Origin of the sequence: Nocardioides sp. Root682 (assembly GCF_001427795.1) — a bacterium.
Taxonomy (GTDB): Bacteria; Actinomycetota; Actinomycetes; order Propionibacteriales; family Nocardioidaceae; genus Nocardioides.
Genome location: NZ_LMHJ01000001.1, coordinates 751,715 through 770,010 on the forward strand (window position 1 = coordinate 751,715; position 18,296 = coordinate 770,010).

General features: G+C 69.2%; 19 protein-coding genes. 6 read left to right on the forward strand and 13 right to left on the reverse strand.

The features are described from left to right. Positions 1 to 3: 3 nt before the first annotated feature. From ASD84_RS03625 to ASD84_RS03660, 8 genes are read right to left on the reverse strand one after another with little or no spacing between them, the layout of a single operon-like run. Positions 4 to 1,179 (reverse strand): MCE family protein, encoded by a 1,176-nt coding sequence (locus ASD84_RS03625; protein ID WP_056706737.1) that lies wholly within the window; start codon positions 1,177 to 1,179, stop codon positions 4 to 6. After that, complete coding sequence (locus ASD84_RS03630; RefSeq protein WP_056706739.1) at positions 1,176 to 2,432, reverse strand: MCE family protein; 1,257 nt, start codon at positions 2,430 to 2,432, stop codon at positions 1,176 to 1,178. Before ASD84_RS03630 ends, ASD84_RS03625 begins: the two co-directional genes overlap by 4 nt. Beyond that, entirely contained in the window at positions 2,429 to 3,571 is a 1,143-nt protein-coding gene (locus ASD84_RS03635; RefSeq protein WP_056706740.1) for an MCE family protein, read from the reverse strand. Before ASD84_RS03635 ends, ASD84_RS03630 begins: the two co-directional genes overlap by 4 nt. After that, positions 3,568 to 4,599 carry an MCE family protein gene (locus tag ASD84_RS03640; RefSeq protein WP_056706742.1) on the reverse strand — a complete coding sequence of 344 codons (1,032 nt, stop codon included), beginning with the start codon at positions 4,597 to 4,599 and terminating at the stop codon, positions 3,568 to 3,570. The genes ASD84_RS03635 and ASD84_RS03640 overlap by 4 nt, the downstream gene beginning before the upstream one ends. After that, on the reverse strand, positions 4,596 to 5,636 hold the full coding sequence (locus tag ASD84_RS03645; RefSeq protein ID WP_056706744.1) for an MCE family protein: 1,041 nt from the start codon (positions 5,634 to 5,636) through the stop codon (positions 4,596 to 4,598). The genes ASD84_RS03640 and ASD84_RS03645 overlap by 4 nt, the downstream gene beginning before the upstream one ends. Further along, positions 5,633 to 6,718 carry an MCE family protein gene (locus tag ASD84_RS03650; RefSeq protein WP_056706746.1) on the reverse strand — a complete coding sequence of 362 codons (1,086 nt, stop codon included), beginning with the start codon at positions 6,716 to 6,718 and terminating at the stop codon, positions 5,633 to 5,635. The genes ASD84_RS03645 and ASD84_RS03650 overlap by 4 nt, the downstream gene beginning before the upstream one ends. A gap of 3 nt (positions 6,719 to 6,721) precedes the next feature. Next, positions 6,722 to 7,573: an MlaE family ABC transporter permease gene (locus tag ASD84_RS03655; RefSeq protein WP_056706747.1), complete on the reverse strand. Its 852-nt coding sequence runs from the start codon at positions 7,571 to 7,573 to the stop codon at positions 6,722 to 6,724. A 7-nt stretch (positions 7,574 to 7,580) separates the two neighbouring features. Beyond that, positions 7,581 to 8,348, reverse strand: coding sequence for an MlaE family ABC transporter permease (locus ASD84_RS03660; protein WP_056706750.1), 768 nt, complete (start codon positions 8,346 to 8,348; stop codon positions 7,581 to 7,583). 174 nt (positions 8,349 to 8,522) lie between these two features. On the opposite strand from ASD84_RS03660, the gene ASD84_RS03665 reads away from it, so the two are divergent. Then, positions 8,523 to 9,320 carry an SDR family NAD(P)-dependent oxidoreductase gene (locus tag ASD84_RS03665; protein WP_056706752.1) on the forward strand — a complete coding sequence of 266 codons (798 nt, stop codon included), beginning with the start codon at positions 8,523 to 8,525 and terminating at the stop codon, positions 9,318 to 9,320. 48 nt (positions 9,321 to 9,368) lie between these two features. Further along, entirely contained in the window at positions 9,369 to 9,626 is a 258-nt protein-coding gene (locus ASD84_RS03670) for a hypothetical protein (protein WP_056706754.1), read from the forward strand. Positions 9,627 to 9,743: 117 nt separating this feature from the next. On the opposite strand, the gene ASD84_RS03675 is transcribed toward ASD84_RS03670, so the two are convergent. After that, positions 9,744 to 10,715 (reverse strand): MaoC family dehydratase, encoded by a 972-nt coding sequence (locus tag ASD84_RS03675; RefSeq protein ID WP_056706756.1) that lies wholly within the window; start codon positions 10,713 to 10,715, stop codon positions 9,744 to 9,746. Continuing rightward, on the reverse strand, positions 10,715 to 11,590 hold the full coding sequence (locus ASD84_RS03680; RefSeq protein WP_056706758.1) for an HpcH/HpaI aldolase/citrate lyase family protein: 876 nt from the start codon (positions 11,588 to 11,590) through the stop codon (positions 10,715 to 10,717). The genes ASD84_RS03675 and ASD84_RS03680 overlap by 1 nt, the downstream gene beginning before the upstream one ends. 62 nt (positions 11,591 to 11,652) lie before the next feature. On the opposite strand from ASD84_RS03680, the gene ASD84_RS03685 reads away from it, so the two are divergent. Together ASD84_RS03685 and ASD84_RS03690 are read left to right on the forward strand one after the other, a co-directional pair. Continuing rightward, positions 11,653 to 12,810 carry an acyl-CoA dehydrogenase family protein gene (locus tag ASD84_RS03685; protein WP_056706760.1) on the forward strand — a complete coding sequence of 386 codons (1,158 nt, stop codon included), beginning with the start codon at positions 11,653 to 11,655 and terminating at the stop codon, positions 12,808 to 12,810. Between the two features lie 49 nt (positions 12,811 to 12,859). After that, the gene (locus ASD84_RS03690) at positions 12,860 to 13,504 is read left to right on the forward strand and encodes a TetR/AcrR family transcriptional regulator (protein WP_056706762.1); all 645 of its coding nucleotides are present in this window, start codon (positions 12,860 to 12,862) and stop codon (positions 13,502 to 13,504) included. Positions 13,505 to 13,536: 32 nt separating this feature from the next. On the opposite strand, the gene ASD84_RS03695 is transcribed toward ASD84_RS03690, so the two are convergent. Next, complete coding sequence (locus ASD84_RS03695) at positions 13,537 to 14,139, reverse strand: TetR family transcriptional regulator (protein WP_056706764.1); 603 nt, start codon at positions 14,137 to 14,139, stop codon at positions 13,537 to 13,539. 100 nt (positions 14,140 to 14,239) lie between these two features. Between ASD84_RS03695 and ASD84_RS03700 the strand changes: the two genes are divergently transcribed. Both ASD84_RS03700 and ASD84_RS03705 read left to right on the forward strand, forming a co-directional pair. Then, positions 14,240 to 14,797, forward strand: coding sequence for a hypothetical protein (locus ASD84_RS03700; RefSeq protein ID WP_056706767.1), 558 nt, complete (start codon positions 14,240 to 14,242; stop codon positions 14,795 to 14,797). Next, positions 14,794 to 16,722 (forward strand): hypothetical protein, encoded by a 1,929-nt coding sequence (locus tag ASD84_RS03705; RefSeq protein WP_056706769.1) that lies wholly within the window; start codon positions 14,794 to 14,796, stop codon positions 16,720 to 16,722. Before ASD84_RS03700 ends, ASD84_RS03705 begins: the two co-directional genes overlap by 4 nt. Here the strand turns inward: ASD84_RS03705 and ASD84_RS03710 are convergent. Then, the gene (locus ASD84_RS03710) at positions 16,706 to 17,344 is read right to left on the reverse strand and encodes a TetR/AcrR family transcriptional regulator (RefSeq protein WP_056706772.1); all 639 of its coding nucleotides are present in this window, start codon (positions 17,342 to 17,344) and stop codon (positions 16,706 to 16,708) included. The two genes, ASD84_RS03705 and ASD84_RS03710, sit on opposite strands and share 17 nt — an antisense overlap. A 5-nt stretch (positions 17,345 to 17,349) precedes the next feature. Continuing rightward, the gene (locus tag ASD84_RS03715; RefSeq protein WP_056706774.1) at positions 17,350 to 18,237 is read right to left on the reverse strand and encodes a hypothetical protein; all 888 of its coding nucleotides are present in this window, start codon (positions 18,235 to 18,237) and stop codon (positions 17,350 to 17,352) included. Between the last annotated feature and the right edge of the window lie 59 nt (positions 18,238 to 18,296).

Here is an 18,296-nt window from a genome sequence, read left to right on the forward strand (position 1 = left end):
GGTTCAGCACTTCGTCGCGTCGCCCTCGCGGCGACTGGGGTCGGTGGGACACGGGATGTTCCGCGCACCGCGGACCCCACGCGGGTCGTTCTGGGGCTGCTTGCAGTAGACGAGCGGGGTCCGGCGGGGCGAGAAGTCGAACGGGGACGCCCATTGCGACGCGGGGACGAAGCCCTTCACGCACTCGGGTGGCTTGTCGGCGTTGGAGACGGTGAGCCGGACCGCGTTGTCGCCGAGTGCGGGCAACGTGACGGACTGGACCGTCGCGACGGCGAGCGGGTAGTCCGACAGGATCTGCGCGAGGTGGGCGTCGTAGGTCCTCAGGATGCCCAGGACCGGGTTGGTGCGCGCGAGGAGCACGGGCAACGAATTCGAGAGGTTGTCGATGAAGGCGAGCGTCTCGGTGCTGAAGCCCGGCCCGTCCGCCAGCAACGAACGGAGGTCGTCGTCACCAGCGCGGAGCTCGGCGGTGACCTGGTCGAGGTTGCGGGTCAGCCGGGCGATGCTGTCGCTCTCACCGTTGATCGTTCCGAGGACCGGCTCGACGTCGCGGAGCAGGTCTGCGGTCGGTTCGAAATTGGCGTCGGCGGTCTCGATCAGCTTCGATCCGCTGTCGAGGAGCGTCTGCAGGTCGCCGGCACGGCCCTCGAGGGCCAGTCCGCTCTCGTCGATGAGTGTCGACAGCTTCTTCTCGTCGAGGCTGGACACGAGGGCCTGGACGTTGTCGAGGACCGGTCCGATCTCCACCGGGTACGACGTCCGGTCGAGCGGGATCCGGTCGCCGTCGGCCAGCGGCGACGCGTCGTCCGCACCGTTCTTGTCGCGGGCGGGCACGAGGGAGACGTACTGCTCCCCCACCGCGGAGCGGCTGTGGATCTCGGCCGTGACGGTGGAGGGGACGTCGACGTCGTCGACGAGGCTGAGATCGGCGACCATCCGGTCACCCGCGACGTCCAGGTCCTTGACCTTGCCGACGGGATGGCCGAGGTAGGTGACCTCGGCTCCGGGATAGAGCCCGGCTGCCTGGGCGAACTCGACCGACACGTGGTGCCGGCCCATGCCCAGCTGTTCGGGCACACGCAGGAAGGAGACGCCGAGCACGACGGCACCGACCACCGCGGCGATGCCGAACGCGATCAGCTGCTTCCTGATGATGGGTGCTGCACCCTTGAGGATCATCGTCCGCCTCCCAGGATCCCGCCGAGGAGCTCGGAGAGGGTGTCACTGATGGCCGGGGCGCTGCCCGGGTCGCGCGTGGCGGCTGCCCCATCGACTCCGGGGGTACCGCCGGACTTCGTGGTCGAGCCGCCGGCGCCGGTGCCGCCCGTCAGGCCGTTGAGCAGTCCGGTGACACCAGGAAGCAGGCCGCCGAGCAGCTTGCCCAGGTCCGGCAGGCCGGGCAGCCCGGGGATGCCGATGGACCCATCAGGTCGGATGAACCCGTTCAGGAGCGCCGAGTTGGTCAGGTCGAGCATCAGGGTGAGGTTGCAGTACGACCCGCGACAGGCGTTCTGGACGGTCTCGGGAGCGAACGGGAAGGTGACCGCGAACCCGAGGGCCGAGACGGCGGAGTTCCCTGCTGCCTTCACGGCTTCCAGGACGGGAGCCAGGTCCCGGAGGTCGGCCAGCAGGTCCTCCTTGACGCGGCCGACGAGCGGGGTCGCCACGTCGCTGAGCCGGGTGAGGGCGGTGAGCGCCTTGGTGAGGTCTGGGCGGTTCTTCGCCAGCACCTCCAGGGCCGGGCCGACCTCGTCGAGGGCGTCGGTGATGACGCCACGGTTCTTCGCGAACCGCTCGGACAGGCGGGCCATGTCGCGTACGGCGGCGAGGATCTCACCGCGCTGGCTGTCGAGGGTCCCGACGAAGGAGTCGAGCCGGGGCAGCAGGGCACCGATGGCATGGTCGTTGCCGCCGAGCACCTTGTTGAGCTCCGTGGTGATGGTCGCGATCTGCTCGAGGCCGCCGCCGTTGAGGGCGAGCGACGCTGCCGAGAGCACCTGCTCGGTCGAGGGGTAGGCGCGGCCGCGGTCCAGCGTGATCCGGTCACCGCTGCGGAGGGCTCCCTCGGGGCTGGCCGGGGGGACGAGCTCGACGAACGCAGCACCGAGCAGGGTGTTGACGCCGACCTTGGCGATCGCGTTGGCAGGCAGGACGACGTCGGGCTCGAGGCTGAGATCGGCCACGGCGTGCCACTTCTCGACCCGGACGTCGGTGACGGTGCCCACCGCGATGTCGTCGACCTTGACCTCGGCATTGGTGGTCAGGGTGCCGACGTCGGGGAGCTCGACGGTGATCTTGAGGGCGTCGTCCCCGGTGCCCTTGCCACCGGGCAGGACCATCGAGTCGATGCCGTCGAAGCGGCATCCGGACAGCAGGACGACCAGCGCGAGGACGCAGACCAGCGCCAGGCGTCGTACTGCGAGAGACCTCACGACGCACCTCCGGCGATCAGCAGGAGCAGGGCGTCGAGAAGCTCCTGGGACTGGGGGTTGTCGACGACCTTGCCGAGCAGGTTCCCGAGCAGGTCGTTGCAGAGCTTCTCCGCGCCTGCCTCGTCCTTGCCTGCGGCGCCGCCGATGGCGCCACAGATCAATGCGCCGGGCGAGTGGATGTTGGCGGCGTTGAGGTTGACCCCGACCGCGTTCTGGCCCTGGTGGTAGGACTCGGTGAGGTTCTCCAGCGCGTTGGGTGCGACGTGCAGGATCTGCGCGAGGTCACCCTGCTGCTTGTTGACGACCTGGACGACGTCGGACAGTCGGGTCACGGCGGTGTCCAGTCCCGTCCGGTTGTCCCTGATGAACGCTTCGACGTCGCCGACCGTCGCGCTGAGGTTGCGCAGTGCGCTGCGGACCAGCTGCTTGTCGTCGACGAGCATCGAGGAGACGGCGTCGAGGTTCTCGATGAACTTCTTCATCTGGCCGTCGCTCTGGGCGAGGGCGGCGACGAACACCTGGAGGTTGCGCACGACCGCGAAGGCGTCATCGGCTCCGCTGTCGAGCACGCCGACCGCGTTGGAGAGGTCGGCGATGGTCTGGTTGATCGTCGCGCCCTGTCCGTCGAGCACCTTGGAGCCCGCGTCGACCAGGTCCGAGAGTGCGCCGTCCTGGTTGGCACCGCGCGGGCCGAGGGCCTCGGCGAGCCCGTTCAGCTGCTCCTTGATCTCGTCCCACTCGACCGGCACCGCGGTGTCGGCGAGCTCGATGGTGGAACCGTCTGCAAGGACCGGCCCGCCGTCGTACCGCGGGGTCAGCTGGAGGTAACGGCTGCTGACCAGTGATGGCGCGACGATGAGGGCCTTGGCGTCCTTGGGAATCTTGATGTCGGAATCGACGTGGAACGCCACGCGCACCTTGGTCCCCTCGGGATCGATGCTGTCGATCTTGCCGACCGGCACTCCGAGCACGCGGACCTCGTCGCCGGCGTAGATGCCGTCGGTGCTCGCGAACCACGCGACCAGGTCGGTGCTGCCCTTGTCGCGGAACCCGACGGTGAGCGTCAGCACGGCCAGGACTGCCACGGTGAGGAGCAGGCGGCTCCGGGGCGAGGAGAGAACTCCCTTGATCGCGGTCATCGCGTCGTACCTCCGCCGAGCAGGCCGTTGACGTCGATCCCGGAGATGCCGAGCTCGGCGAGGTCGGGCTGGAGCAGGTTTCCGGGCAGCAGGTTCTGGAGGTACGCCGAGAAGAACTCGCCGCTGGAGACGACCTCGCCGAGCCCGGTGGCGTAGACCGACATCCCGCGGAGCGTCTCGCTGATGTTGGACTTGTTCTTCTGCAGGGTGCTGATCACCGTGTTGAGCTCCTTGAGCGCCGGACCGATCGTGTCCTTGTTGTCCGCGACGAGCCCGCTCAGCTCGGTCGCCATCGCGGAGAGGTTGACCAGCAGGGCCTTGATGTCCTCGCGCCGCTTGAGCAGCTCGGTGAAGAGCACGTTGCCGTCCTTCATCAGGGCGGTGAGGTCGCTGCTTCGATCAGCGAGCACGTCGCTGAACCCCTCGGCATTGGCGAGCAGGCTGCGCAACGAGTCGTCGCGGCTGCTGATCGTCTGCGACAGCCGGCTCATCCCGGTGATCGCGCCACTGAGCTCGGGGGTCGCACCCTCGAGCGTCGCGGCCACGGTCTCGAGTGCGCCGGCGACCTGGTCGACGTCGATGTCCTCGGCCTCCTGCTGGAGGTCGGCGAGAGCGTCGGTGACCTCGTAGGGGACGCTGGCCCGCTCCATCGGGATGCGGGCACCCTCGGCGAGGGTGCCCTCCCCGTGCGAGGTGAGGACGAGCGCCTTGTCGCCGAGGACGGTCTCGACGCTGACCTCGGCCGTGGTCTCCTCGCCCAGCTCGATGCCGGTCTCGGTGAGGCCGAACTCGACGAGGACACCCTTGCCCTCGAGGCTCACCTCACCGACACGACCGACGGTGAGGCCGCTGACCCGGACGGGATCGCCCTGCTTGATGCCTGCCGCCTCGGGGAGCATCACGCTGTACTTGCGGCCGAAGGCGCCGACGACGCCGTCGATGTTGAGCACCAGGAGCATGGTCATGACCAGGCCCACCACGACGACCAGGCCCAGGGGCAAGGGGTTGCGTTCGCGGAACATCTTCATCGCTGCACCCCCTTCGGGTCGTTCTGGCACCGCTCGGTCTGGCTGCGGACCATGGGCGTCTTGATGGGCTTGCCCCCGGGTCCGCTGATCACGACCTGGACCGCGCAGAGGTAGAAGTTGAAGGTGTTGCCGTGCGAGCCGATCCGGTCCAGGACCTGGTAGGCGCCGGGCAACGACTCGAGGACCTTGTTCAACGTCCTGGTGTTGGTGTTGAGCAGCTTGGCGAGGTCCTTGACGGCGATCACGGTCTGCTTGAACGGCTCACGTCCGTCGCTGAAGACGTCGGCGAGGGCGGCAGCCATCTTGTTGATGGACGTGACCGACCTGGCGATGGGGTCCTTGTCCTTCGCCAGTCCCGACACGAGCGCCTGGAACTGCCCGATGGTCTGGCGCAGCTGGACGTCGCGGCTGTCGAGGCTGCCCAGCAGCACGTCGAGGTTGTCGATCAGGCCGGTGATCGCGGTGCTGTCGTCGGCCAGGCCATTGGTGAGGCTCGAGGTCTTCGCCAGCAGCGATTCGACGGTGCCGCCTCGTCCCTGGAGGGTGGCGATCAGGTTCTCGGCCAGCTCGTTGACCTGCGCCGGCTCGAGGCCGCGGAACAGCGGACGGAAGCCGTTGAGGAGCACGTCGAGGTCGAGCGCGGGCGTGGTCCGGTCGACCGGGATCGTCGCCCCCTCGGCGAGCGGCTCCCCCATGTCCGGCGGCTGCTGGAGCTCCAGGTAGCGGTCGCCGAGCAGGTTCTCGTAGCGCACCAGCACCTCCGTGGCATCGGTCAACGGCTGGTCGTCCTCGACGTGGAAGGCGACCTCGATCCGGTTGTCGTCGACCACGTCCAGGCCGTCGACCTGGCCCACCCGGACGCCGGCGACGCGGACGACGTCGCCGGCCTGGAGGCCGCTGACGTCCGCCATGACGACGCGGTAGCCCTTGGTCGGACCGATCCGGGTCTCGCCGAGAGTGAGGTAGAGCAGGGCGAGCACGAGCACCCCGACGGTGCCGAAGACGGCCAGTCGGATGGCCTCAGCGTGGATCTTCACTGTGCTGTCCCTCGCTCCGGGATCGGGACCTGGCTGTTCTTCAGGCGCGGGAGTCCGTGGCAGTCGGGGCCCCGGTCCTCGGGGAGACCCGGCAGGTCCTTGGGGACGGTGTAGTGCGACAGCTCGGAGCGCACGCTGACCAGGGCGCGCAACGAGGCGTCGGTGCCACCGATGACGTCGGCCATGATCTTGCGGGTCTCATCGAGCCCCTTGAGGAAGCACGGCAGCTCGGAGGAGTAGGCGCGCAGCGTCGCTGCCGTCGGCCGGGCGGAGTCCAGCAAGGTGGCCAGCGCGTCGCCGTTCTCGCCGAGCAGCTCGCTCGCCCGACCACCGAGCAGGGAGAGGTCCACCAGCAGACGGTCCAGCGCCTGTTCCTCGTCGGCGATCGTGCCGGCCGTCACCGTGGCGTTGCGCAGGATCGCCAACAGCGCCGGCGAGACCTCGACCGCCAGGCGAGCGAAGCGCGCCACCTGGTGCAGGTCCTTGCGCAGCTGGGGCAACAGCGGCTCCAGCTTGGTGAGATAGGCGTCCGCCTTCTGCGCGATCGCAGCGATGTCGTCGCCGCGACCCGACAGCGTCGTGGCGAGCACCGTCAGCGTGCCGTTGAGCTTCGCGATGTCGATGCCGCTCAACACTCGGTCCAGCCCGTCGAAGACGGTGTTGATCTCGGTCGTGACCCCTGAGGCGCGGATGACCGCGCCGTCGGCGAGCGACCCCGCGCCCGTCACGGCAGGCGGGACGAGCTCGACGTACTTGGCTCCGAAGATCGTGGTCGCCCGGATCTCTGCGACGACGTCTGCAGGGATCCCGTCGAGCTCGTCGCGATCGATCTCCAGGACGATCTCGACGGAATCGCCCACCGTCCTGACCTCACCGATGCGACCGATCTCGACGCCGCGCATCTTGACCTTGCCGCCCGGGTCCATCACGAGCCCGGCGCGGGAGGTCTCGAGCGTGATCTCGGCGGGATTGCTGAAGGCACGTGCGTACAGCGCGCCCGTGACCCCGAAGGCCGCGACCACGACGAGGATCAGGCCCACTCCGGCGATCCGGAGCGTCCGGGAACTGTCGACCCTGCTCATTCCTCAGCCCCCCAGGTGGAAGGTGTTGAAGTTGGAGTAGATCGCCATTGCGATCAGCAGGTTCACGATCATCACGCCGCTCAGCGAGGCGCGGACCGAGCGGCCGACCGCCTCCCCCACGCCTGCCGGGCCGCCGGTGGCGTTGTAGCCGTAGAAGGTGTGCACCAGCATCACCACGATCACCATGCCGAGCACCTGGACGTACGAGAACACGATGTCCATCGGGTGCAGGTAGAGGAAGAAGTAGTGCGAGAAGTTGCCGGCGCCGGTGTCGTAGAAGAAGACCAGCAGCAGGTAGTCGGCCAGGAAGCCACCGAGCGTTGCAAAGATGTAGAGCGGGGTGATCACGATCATCCCGGCGGTCACGCGCGTGGTGGCGAGGTAGGGCAGTGACGGGATCGCCATCACCTCGATCGCGTCGATCTCCTCACTGATCCGCATCGCGCCCAGCTGGGAGGTCGTGGCCGCGCCGAGTGTCACCGACAGAGCGACACCGGCCAACAACGGCGTCGACAGGCGTGCGGTGAAGAAGGCCGCCAGCAGCGGACTGAGCGAACCGACACCGAGGCTGGAGGAGGACTCGAAGCCCTGCGCAGCGGCGACCGCGCCGGCGAAGAAGGTGATCGAGGCGACGATGACGATCGAGCCGCCGACCAGCGCGAGGGCACCCGTGCCCGTGCCGAGCTCGGCGATCAGCTTGACGACCTCACCGGGATGGCGGCGTAGGGCACGCGGGACGCCGGCCAGGACGCGGGCGTAGAACAACCCGTGGGTGCCGATCGCGTCGAGCGTCCGGAGCGGCGCGCGTCGTACGGCATCGATCTTGGCGTCGATCTTGGGCGAGAGAGCAGACATCAAGACCTCAGAGGATGGCGAACTGGATCAGGCTGATGGTCAGGCTGACGGGGACGAGGACGGCGACGGTGATGACCACGGCCTGGTTGACGGCGTCGCCCACACCCTTGGAGCCACCGGCCACGTTGAGGCCGCGGTAGCAGGCGATGATCGCGGCGATCAGGCCGAAGATGAAAGCCTTGATCATGGAGAACATCAGCTCCGGGATCCCGGTGAAGAGCGGGATGCTGGCGAGGTAGGCGCCGGGCGTGACGCCCTGGAGGTAGACCGAGAAGAAGTACCCACCGACCAGGCCACCCGCGCAGATCAGCACGTTGAGGACCAGGGTCACCATCACCGCGGCCACGATCCGGGGTACGACGAGCCGCTGGATCGGGTCGATGCCGAGCACCTGCATCGCCGCGATCTCCTCGCGGATCGTCCGCGCTGCGAGGTCCGCGCACATGGCCGTGCCGCCGGCACCGGCGACCACGACCACCGTGACGAACGGACCGATCTGCTGCACCGACGCGATGCCGGCGATCCCGCCGGACAGGTCGAGCGCGCCGAGGTCGGCGAGGAGCAGGTTGACCTCGAAGATGACCAGCAGGGTGAACCCGAGCATCACCAGCAGCGTCGGGACGAGCGAGACCCGGGCGATGAACCAGGACTGTTGAACGGCCTCGCGCCACGAGAACCGCTTGGTGAACATGATGACGAGGGCGTCGAGCGCCATCGCCAGCACACTGCCGAGCTCGCGGGTCGGCTTCGCTGCAGCCTCCAGCGCTGTCGCCATCGTTTCCCCCTTGACCTGACCCGAGCTGTGACGTGGACCGGCCTGCGTTCTTCCGGTAAATTTGAATCTGGATTAAGGTAAGTCCACTTATGGAAGGCTATGCGGGGACACTTCGCGTGTCAAGCGTCACGCCCTCCGCGACGACGTCACCGGAACCGAACGAAGGAGTGCCCGATGGACCTGGGACTGAAGGACGCACGCGTACTGATCACCGGTGGCGCGTCGAACATCGGGCGCGGGATCGTGCACGCCTTCGCAGCCGAGGGCAGCCGGATCGTACTCTCCGACATCGACGGCGCCCAGGCCGAGAAGGTCGCAGCCGAGGCACTCGAGCGCGGCGCCGCGGGTGTCGAGGTCGTCGTGGGCGACCTGACCGACGAGGGCGAAGCGCAGCGTGCGGCCGACCGTTGCGTCGAGACCTGGGGCGGGGTCGACGTACTCGTCAACAACGCCGGGTGGAGCGTGCCGGGCTTCATCGCGAAGAACACCGACCGCGCCAACTGGCAGAAGACCGTCGAGATCAACTTCTTCACCGCGATCGCCGCCACCCAGGCCGTCCTCTCCCCCATGCGCGAGCAGGGCCAGGGCTCGATCGTCTTCATCGCCAGCGAGTCGGCCTTCGGCCAGATCCGCCAGGGCGTGTACGGCGCCACGAAGGCGGCCGTCGTGGCGCTGGCCCGCACCACCGCCCGCGAGCACGGCCGGCACGGCATCCGCTCCAACATCGTGTGCCCGGGCCTCGTCGTCCCCGATGGCCCCGATGCCGTCGGCTCGAAGAGCCTGTGGTCCGTCGGCAAGGACAACGTCTTCAACGACGACCAGGCGCAGTACCTGCTCAAGGACACTCCCCTGGGCCGGCTGACCAGTGCCGAGGACGTCGCCGCGTCGGTGCTGTTCCTGGCCTCCGAAAAGATGTCGCGGCAGGTGACCGGGCAGCTGTTCAGCGTGAGTGGCGGCTACACGATGCCGTGACAAGAAATGCGGTGTCTGCGCCGTCCGATCTGATGCGATGCTGTCACCATGCGCACAACAGTGACGCTCGACCCTGACGTGGAGCAGATGCTGCGGGCCCGCATGATGCGCGAGGGAATCTCGTTCGAGCGAGCATTGAACGACGCGGTCCGCGCTGGCATAGGCGCCAATGCCGCACCTCTCGCAGGCTTCTCGACCAAGTCCATCTCGCTCGGCACCCCCGTCATCGACCTCGACCAGGCCCTCCAGGTGGCTGCCGACCTCGAAGACGCCGACCTCATCGCTCGCACGCGGGCAGGATACTGAAGCCCGAACACCTTCCATGTCAGACGGCGAGCGGTTCGCCGGCGTCCGCTCGGAACGTCCAACGCGGTCCCGACCAGGGTCTCGAGACGGTTGCTGGGCAACCTCCTCGACCAGCGACTACGCCAGGGCGGAGAACTTCCAGTCCAGCACGGGCCGCTCGCCGTCGGCGGTGACCTCGGCCCGCAGGTCGAGCACCTGCCAACCGGCTGTCGGGGTCACCTTGTCGACGGTGAAGCGGGTGGTCAGGGTGTCGCCCTCGTGGACCGGCCCGGTGTGGTCGCAGGACTCCCACGACAGGATCGTCGCGAGGTCAGGCAACGCTCGCGTCAGCTGCGACGCAGCGATCGCGATGGTGTGACCCCCGTAGACCAGGCGCTGGCCACCGCCCTCGAACCGGTCGTGGTGGACGGCCGCGACATTGAGGGTCAGCCGGGCGAGCTCGGGTGCGCTCGAGACGACGTCACCCGTCGCGACCTCGAAGGACTCCCCCTCCCCGGGGAGTACGCCGACCGTTCGGCCGGCGACGAAGGCGTCCCGGTCCCACGGCGGGATCAACGCGGCCGGGTCGATCGGTGGCAGATCGGCACCGATCGCGTCGAGGTCGTCGGCTCGTCCCGTCGGCGCGGCACCGGGGCTCAGCGGGAGCATGGCGCAGCGGAAGAAGTCGACGACCGGCCGGCCCTCCTGGTCGACGGTCTGCATGTGCAGCGCGGCCAGGCCCGTCGGTGGACGCCCTTCACGGCGCGCGTTCTCGCGCAGGCCCACCACTGTCGTGGTCGTGCGGAGGGTATCGCCGATCAGGGGCTGCCGCAGCAGCGCGAAGCGGCGGTAGAAGAGGTTGGCGCGGACGCGCTGGGTCACCAGCGTGGTCTGGCCGATCGCGGTGTTCGTGACGAAGCTCGGCCCGGCCACCACGCCACCGGCGACCGAACGGGCGAGGTGGTCGTCGAGCGCCAGCCGCCACCGGTCGCCGACGATCGTCTGGTGCTGCGCAGCGCGGCCCTCGGTCAGCGTGGAACCGGGGGCGGTGTCGAAGACCTGGCCGACCTCGAGCTCGTCGAAGTACGGGCCGCCCACCTGGCGCACCATCACGCGCCGACCTTCGCCAGGACCTGGCGGGCCGCGCGCGCCATCGCCTCGTCCACCAGCGCTCCGTCGACCACGGCCGCCCCCCGGCCGGCCGTGGCCACGTCTTCGAGGGTCGAGAGCACGCGCTGGGCGTGGTCGACCTGGTCCGCCGAGGGCGTGAAGCCGTCGTTCACGCCCACGACCTGGCGCGGGTGGATCACCCACTTCGCGTCGAACCCCAGGGCAGCGGCATCCGCGACGGAGGCGCGGAACGCATCGTCGTCGGCAACACCGAGGAAGGGCCCGTCGATCGCAGCGACGCCCGCAGCACGCGCGTGCAGCACGATCGAGTCCTGGATCCCCCGCCACGCAGCAGGTTCGATGTCGCGCGCACGACCCAGCGATGCGGCGAGGTCGGCGTAGCCGACGATCACAGCGGTCAGCCGCCGGACGTCCGAGACGATGTCGGCCAGGGCCACGACACCGGCGGCGGTCTCGACCAGGGCCTGCACACCGACCTGGTCGGCGCGGCCGACCTCGGCCTCGAGGCCGGCCAGGAGGCGTTCCACGAAACCCAGGTCCGCGCGCGACTCCACCTTCGGCAGCACCACCGACGTCACCCGGGGAATCGACGCGGCGACCTCCAGGTCGCGGTGGCACCAAGGAGTACCGACCGCGTTGACCCGTACGGCGACGTGCGGCCCCCCGGCCGGCCAGACGAACGCGGCCAGCTGGGCGCGGGCGCGGCCCTTGTCGTCGTACGCAACGGCGTCCTCGAGGTCGACGATGATCTCGTCGGCGCCGGACTCCAGCGCCTTGGCGAGCTTGCGGTCGTCACCGGCCGGGACGCAGAGGGCGGAGCGGCGGGTGAGATGCGCGACGTTGACCACGGACATTCTTTTAATCTACATTAAACAGCGATCGGCAAGCAATCGAGTCCCGGAGGAACGAGCACACCATGGCGAAGCTGTCACCGGAAGAGCAGGACGTCGTCGCCCTCGTGCGCGACTGGATCGACCGTGACGTGCGCGGCAAGGTGGCCGAGCTGGAGCACGCGAACGAGTACCCCGAGAAGTGGATCGAGCAGATGAAGCAGCTCGGCATCTTCGGGCTCGCGATCCCCGAGCCGTACGGCGACGTGGCGGTCTCGATGCCCTGCTACGTCGAGGTCACCACCGAGCTCGCCCGCGGCTGGATGAGCCTCGCCGGCGCGATGGGCGGCCACACCGTCGTCTCGAAGCTGATCCTGCAGTTCGGTACCGAGGAGCAGAAGCAGCGCTACCTGCCCCGGATGGCGACCGGCGAGCTGCGCGCCACGATGGCGCTCACCGAGCCCGGCGGCGGTTCGGACCTGCAGGCGATGAAGACCGTCGCGCGCCTCGATGGTGGCGAGTACGTCGTCAAGGGCTCGAAGACGTGGATCAGCAACGCCCGCCGTTCGGGCCTGATCGCCCTGCTCTGCAAGACCGACCCGGCCGCGCAGCCGCGCCACAAGGGCATCTCGATCCTCCTCGTCGAGCACGGCCCGGGCCTCACCGTGTCCCGGGACCTGCCGAAGCTCGGCTACAAGGGCGTGGAGTCCTGCGAGCTGTCGTTCGACGACTTCCGCACACCGGTCGACACGTTGCTCGGCGGGGTCGAGGGCAAGGGCTTCGCACAGATGATGCGCGGACTGGAGACCGGACGCCTGCAGGTCGCCTCGCGTGCTCTCGGTGTCGGCCAGGCTGCGTTCGACGACGCGCTCGCCTATGCCCAGGTCCGCGAGTCCATGGGCAAGGCGATCTGGAAGCACCAGTCGATCGGCAACTACCTCGCTGACATGGCCACCAAGCTCACCGCCGCGCGCCAGCTCGTCCTCTTCGCGGCCGAGAAGTACGACGCCGGAGAGCGCTGCGACATGGAGGCCGGCATGGCCAAGCTCTACGCCTCCGAGGTCGCGATGGAGATCGCCCTGGACGCCGTACGCATCCACGGTGGCTACGGCTACTCGACCGAGTACGACGTCGAGCGCTACTTCCGCGACGCCCCACTGATGATCGTCGGCGAGGGCACCAACGAGATCCAGCGCAACGTCATCGCCGCGCAGCTGGTCAAACGCGGCGGGCTCGGTCGCTGACCGCGCGCGTCGCGCATGTGAATCTGTGAACCGCGATTAGAATCCAGCCATGGCGAAGAATTCCGGGAGCCCGACGCTTGCCCCCGCCCGCGAGGGCAAGACCGACAAGAAGTCCGCACGCACGCGCGTCCGGATCCTCGACGCGGCGGCGCAGGTGCTCAGCGCCAAGGGGTACGCCGGCATGCGGCTCAGCGACGTCGCCGAGGTCGCCGAGCTCCAGGCACCCGCGATCTACTACTACTTCCCCTCCCGCGACGACCTGATCGAGGAGGTCATGTGGGTCGGCCTCGCCGAGATGCGCGAGTACCTCACCAGCGCCCTCGCCGCAGCACCCGCTGACGCGACGGCCATGGAGCGGATCCTGATCGGCGTCGAGACACACCTGCGCCACGAGCTCGAGATCTCCGACTACACCACCGCGGCGATCCGCAACGCCGGCCAGCTCCCCGACCAGATCCGGGAGCGCCACGACGCCGAGGAGAAGAAGTACGGCGCCGTGTGGCGCGACCTGTTCAAGGCCGCCCACGCGTCCGGCGAGCTGCGTGACGACCTCGACCCGTACCTCGCCCAGATGCTCGTGATGGGCACCATCAACTGGGCGGCGGAGTGGTGGCAGCCGAGCCGGGCGACCATCGACCGGGTCGTCGCGAACGCGCAGTCGTTCGTGGAGAACGCGCTCTCTCCCACCAAGTGACCGGCTGACCACCTGACCGGCTGACCAGCTGATCAGGCTCCGGCGAGACCGGCTCCGACGGCCGCGATCGCCTCGATGATGTCGTCGGCGTCGCCGCTGACCTCACCGGCGAGCCAGCCGGCCACCAGGTCGGTCGTGCCCGCGACCAGCAGCCGCGTCGCGAGCCGCTGCCGGGCGCGGGAGCGCTCGTCCGTCGCACGGGCAGGCAGCACCGCGTCGGCCACGAAGCGCGTGTAGTCATCGATCGCCCGGTGCCGTCGTTCCGCGAGGACCGGCGTGGCCGGGCTCTCGACGTACAGGCGGGCGAGCCGCTGGTCGCCGCTGAGCGCTGCCACGAGGGTCTCGACGACAGGGCGCGGACGATCCTCGTCCGGGAGACCGACGATCGCGGCGTGCATCTGGGCCAGCAGGTCGACGTAGAAGGCGTCGGCCACGGCGAGCAGCATCTCGTCGCGGGTCGTGAAGCTCTCGTAGAAGTAGCGCTTGCCAAGGGCACTCTCCGCACACACGGCCTCGACGGTCGCGGCGGCCACCCCCTCGCGGCCGATCACCGTCCGGCAGCTCTCGAGGAGGCTGGACCGCCGCGTCGAGACGCGCTCGGCCGCGCTCACGCCGCCGTAGGACCGTCCCGTCATGGCGCCATCCTGCCGGATGCGGGGCCACCCGTTGACACCAGACGGGGCCCGTCGTAAATTCTGTTACGGAGTCGTAACAGATTGAGGAAGGGGTGCCGCCATGGCCTGCTGTGCGGTGCTCGCCCTGGTCCTCGGTGTCCTCCGGGCGATCTGGTTCCACCTGTTCCCCGGACGCCGTCCGGCCGAGCCGGGCTTCGCGCCACCGGCTCGCCGCTCAACGGACGGCGCTGTGATCGCCGTGCCCGAGCGCGCGCCCGCACCCCCTCGAGGGACGACGAGCGGCCTGCTGCTCGGCGTGGTCATCGGCACCGTCGCCTACGCGCTGGTCGTCGCGGCCATCGGTACGACCCCGCTGGTGCGCACCTTCGACGGCCCGTGGCTCTGGCGCGACGCCGCCCTGGTGGCCCTGGCGTCGGCCGCACTCCTCGGCGTCTTCGCGAGGAACACCCCGACTCCGCGCCCGGCCTTGCTCGTTGCTGCCGGCATCACCTGGACCGAGCTCGGCCTGGTCGACATGCACCTGCTCGGGCTCTTCGACTTCCGGGTGGCCGCGTTGCCACTCGACCTGCTCTTCCACGGGAGCGGCCTGCTGGTCGTCGCCCTCGGCGCCCGCTCCCTGGCGCGCACCCCCGACCGACCGATACCGAGGCCCGCATGACCACCGTCGCCGCCCGACCCGACCAGACCGTCACCGTCCTGCTCCCCACAGACATCCCGCTGTTCCCACCAGCCACCCGCCGCGCCCTGCTCCGCACCCTTCTCGGGTACGGCGCCCTGTGGCTGTGCGGCGTTGCCGCGCTCGCGCTCGGCGCCAGTGACCGGGTGACGACGTTCGCCCTCGGGATCGCGCTGCCGGGAGGTGGGCTGTTCGCCACCGGCCACCCGGCCTGGGGCGCGGTGGCGGTCCTCGGCATGCTGCTCGCGGTCTTCGTCTGGTGGGCCGCCGGACCCACCGTGCTCCCTCCCCTGGCGTGGGCACTGACGGCCTCGCTCCCCCTCGCCCTGCTCGACGGCCCGGACCCTTCCACGGTTGCGGGCATCGCGGTGCTCGCGACCGTCCCGGCCCTGGTCGCGCTCGCCGTGAGCGTGCACGCGATCCGCCATGCGTCGCAACGACGCCGCGGTGCCGCGCTCAACCAGCGGCTCGCGCAGGTCCCGTTCGCCGTGACCGGCGCGCCGTCGTACCCGGACGACTTCCCAGTGGTCGAGCACAGTGACCAGGACCTGCGCCGGTTGCGCACCGCGCTCGACCTCGCCCTGCAGCCCCTCGACGCCTACGAGGGGTTCACCCACATCGACCAGTTCCGTGAGGGCGCCCTGCGCTACCAGCTCAACGCCCTGTCCTACGGCCTGTCGATGTCGCAGTTCACCCGCACACCCGCCTTCCGCGGCTACCTCGCCGAGGCGCAGCGCAACACGATCGACAAGATGCTGCAGCGCCGCGTCTGGGGCTACTGGCCGCTGGAGAACGCGTGGGGCAACCTGCGCCGCGACAAGGAGCCGATCCCGGTCGGGCAGAACGTCATGCTGACCGGCTTCTTCGGCCTCCAGGTCGGGATGTACACCGCCCTGAACGACGACCGCTACACCCGCCCGGGGTCGCTGACGTTCCGGTGGGACGAGTCGACCGTCTTCCCCCACGACCTTCCGGGACTGGCTGCGAACGTCCGGGCGAGCGTGTCCGGCTCGCCGTTCAGCCTCTACCCCTGCGAGCCGAACTGGATCTACACGATCTGCAACACCTTCGGCCTCAACACCGTGCTGGCGGCCGAGCAGCAGACCCCGACCGGCGCGGCAGAAGTCGTGCGCTCGCAGCTGCGCACTGCCTACGAGTCGGAGTTCCTGCGTCCGGACGGGCGCATCGTCGGCGTCCGTTCCGCACACCTCGGGCTGTCCTGGAACTTCTGGGCCAGCCCGTCGGTGCAGCTGGCGACCACGTACTGGCTCAACCCCGGCATGCCCGACCTCGCCCAGCGCACCTGGTGGCTGATCCGTGACGGCTGGCTGCGCGTGGAGGATGGCCGGGTCTCGACGCCGCGCAGCGTCGTGAGCCGTCTCGATCCCGGCAACTACAAGCTGGGCACCGACACGTTCACCCTCGCCGTCACCACGATGGCGGCCCGCGAGATCGGCGACGAGGAGACGGCGCTCGCCGCCGAGGCCACCTTGACCGAGCGCGAGCAGGTCGAGGAGAGGTACGGCGCCGAGCGGGTCTCGAACGCCAGCGGACTGGCGAACTCCTACCTCAACCTCGGCCGGTTCGGGCGCCGCAGCGGGCTGCGCGACCTGGTCGCCTTCGGGCCACCGGAGCAGTGGCGCGACGGGCCGGTGCTCGAGGACGCGGCCTACCCGGACGTGCTGGTCGCGAGGGCGGTCTCCGACGGCGCAGCGCTCGACCTCGTGCTGGTCCCCGGGAACGGCCCGGTCCGCACGACACTGACCCTGGGGCAGCTGCGGCCGGGGGCGTCGTACGACGTCCGCGGGACGCAGCACGGGACGGTGGTCGCCGACTACGCAGGTCGCGCGCAGGTCGAGATCGACCTCGGCGCCCGCACCCAGGTGCGGGTCATGCCTGCTGGCTGAGCTCGATGCACCGGGCCGCGACGGCGGCCGACTCCTCGACCCCCAGCCCGAGCAGGCGCAACGTGAGCTCGGCCTGGGCAGCCACGACGGAGGGGTCGTGCTCCCCGTCCAGGATCCGGCGGATCAGGGCGAGCGACCCGGCGACCACGTTGTGCACGACGGCGTCCTCGTGCGGGACGGTGAACCGCCCTGCCTCGACCCCGGTGCGCACGACCTCCAGCGCGGCCGGGTACATCGCCCTCGTGTAGACGAGGTCCGCGTGGTCGAGCCGGACCAGCAGCCGGGCCAGGTCGGGATCGCTGAAGGCGATGCCCACGATGCGCAGGACAGCGAGCCCCGTGGTGATCGCGGGGTCCTGGTGCCGGTTGTCGTCGTTGAGGCCCGCGGTCGCGGCCATCTCGGCGAGTGACTCCTCCACTACCGCTTCGACCAGCTCCTCCTTGTTGGAGAAGTAGTTGTAGAAGGAACCGAGGGCGACATCGGCCTCCTCGGTGATGTCCTGGATCTTCAGTCCAGCGACGCCGTGGGCACCGATCAGCGACCGACCGGCCGCGACGAGCACGCCCCGGGTCCGTACGCGACGCCGGTCGTACCGGCTCTCACCCTCTGTCGCCGCAGCCATGGGGATCAGACTACGGCCGGCGTCCTGGGCCCCGAACCGATGGTGATCTCCGGCGGCGGCACGTCACCCTCAGGTACGCCGAACACGGCCGCCTTCACGATGGCGAGCTTCCCCTTCACAGTGACCTCGTCCTCGGACCGGCACACGACGAACGACAGCACCCAGACACAGGTGAGCGCCAGCCCGACGGTCATCAGGAACGCCAGGTGCGTCACCCACAGCGGAGCGTCGAGGTTCAGCGCGGTCCAGACCGGCCAGGCAGCCGCGCCGTTGCCGATGCCGTCGGCCATCGGGATGAACGGGATGACGAGGGCGATCCGCCAGCCGGGGAGGTAGGGCTTGAGCCGATAGATGAGCGCGCCCGCCGTCAGCGGCATGATCGGGTTCACGAAGACCCACCACAGCGGCAGGCCCCACAGGTTCATCGGCTGCGGCCCGTAGTACTCGTAGGCGCCCATCAGGACGCCCGGGCTCTCCAGCCAGATGTTGATGAAGACGTCCATCAGGTACAGCTGGAACAGGCCCTTGACGGTCACCCCGTTGGAGAAGATCCGGTACGCCAGGTAGGCCAGCCCGCCGACGTACCAGATGTAGACGAAGTTGATGAAGAGCGGGAAGTCGCGCCCCATCGAGGTGAACGTCGTCAGGTGGGCGCCCTCGCGGATGTAGCAGAGCCCGAGCGTGTCGACGATCGGCTCGAACAGGCACGCGATGCCACCGCCGACCAGGCACACGGCGAGCAGCGGTCCGCGCCCCGTGAGGAGGTGGCGGATCGCGAAGAACACCCCGATGAGCACGGGGATCCCGAGAAAGATCGTGAATGCGATCTCGGGACCGAACGGCATCTCGGTGGTCGGGTGGGCCGGGATCTCCCGGGCGGCTGTGGCGAGCATGCGTCGTACCCTAGATCTAAACTGACGTAAATTTCAATATTGAAAATCCATTCATTCTC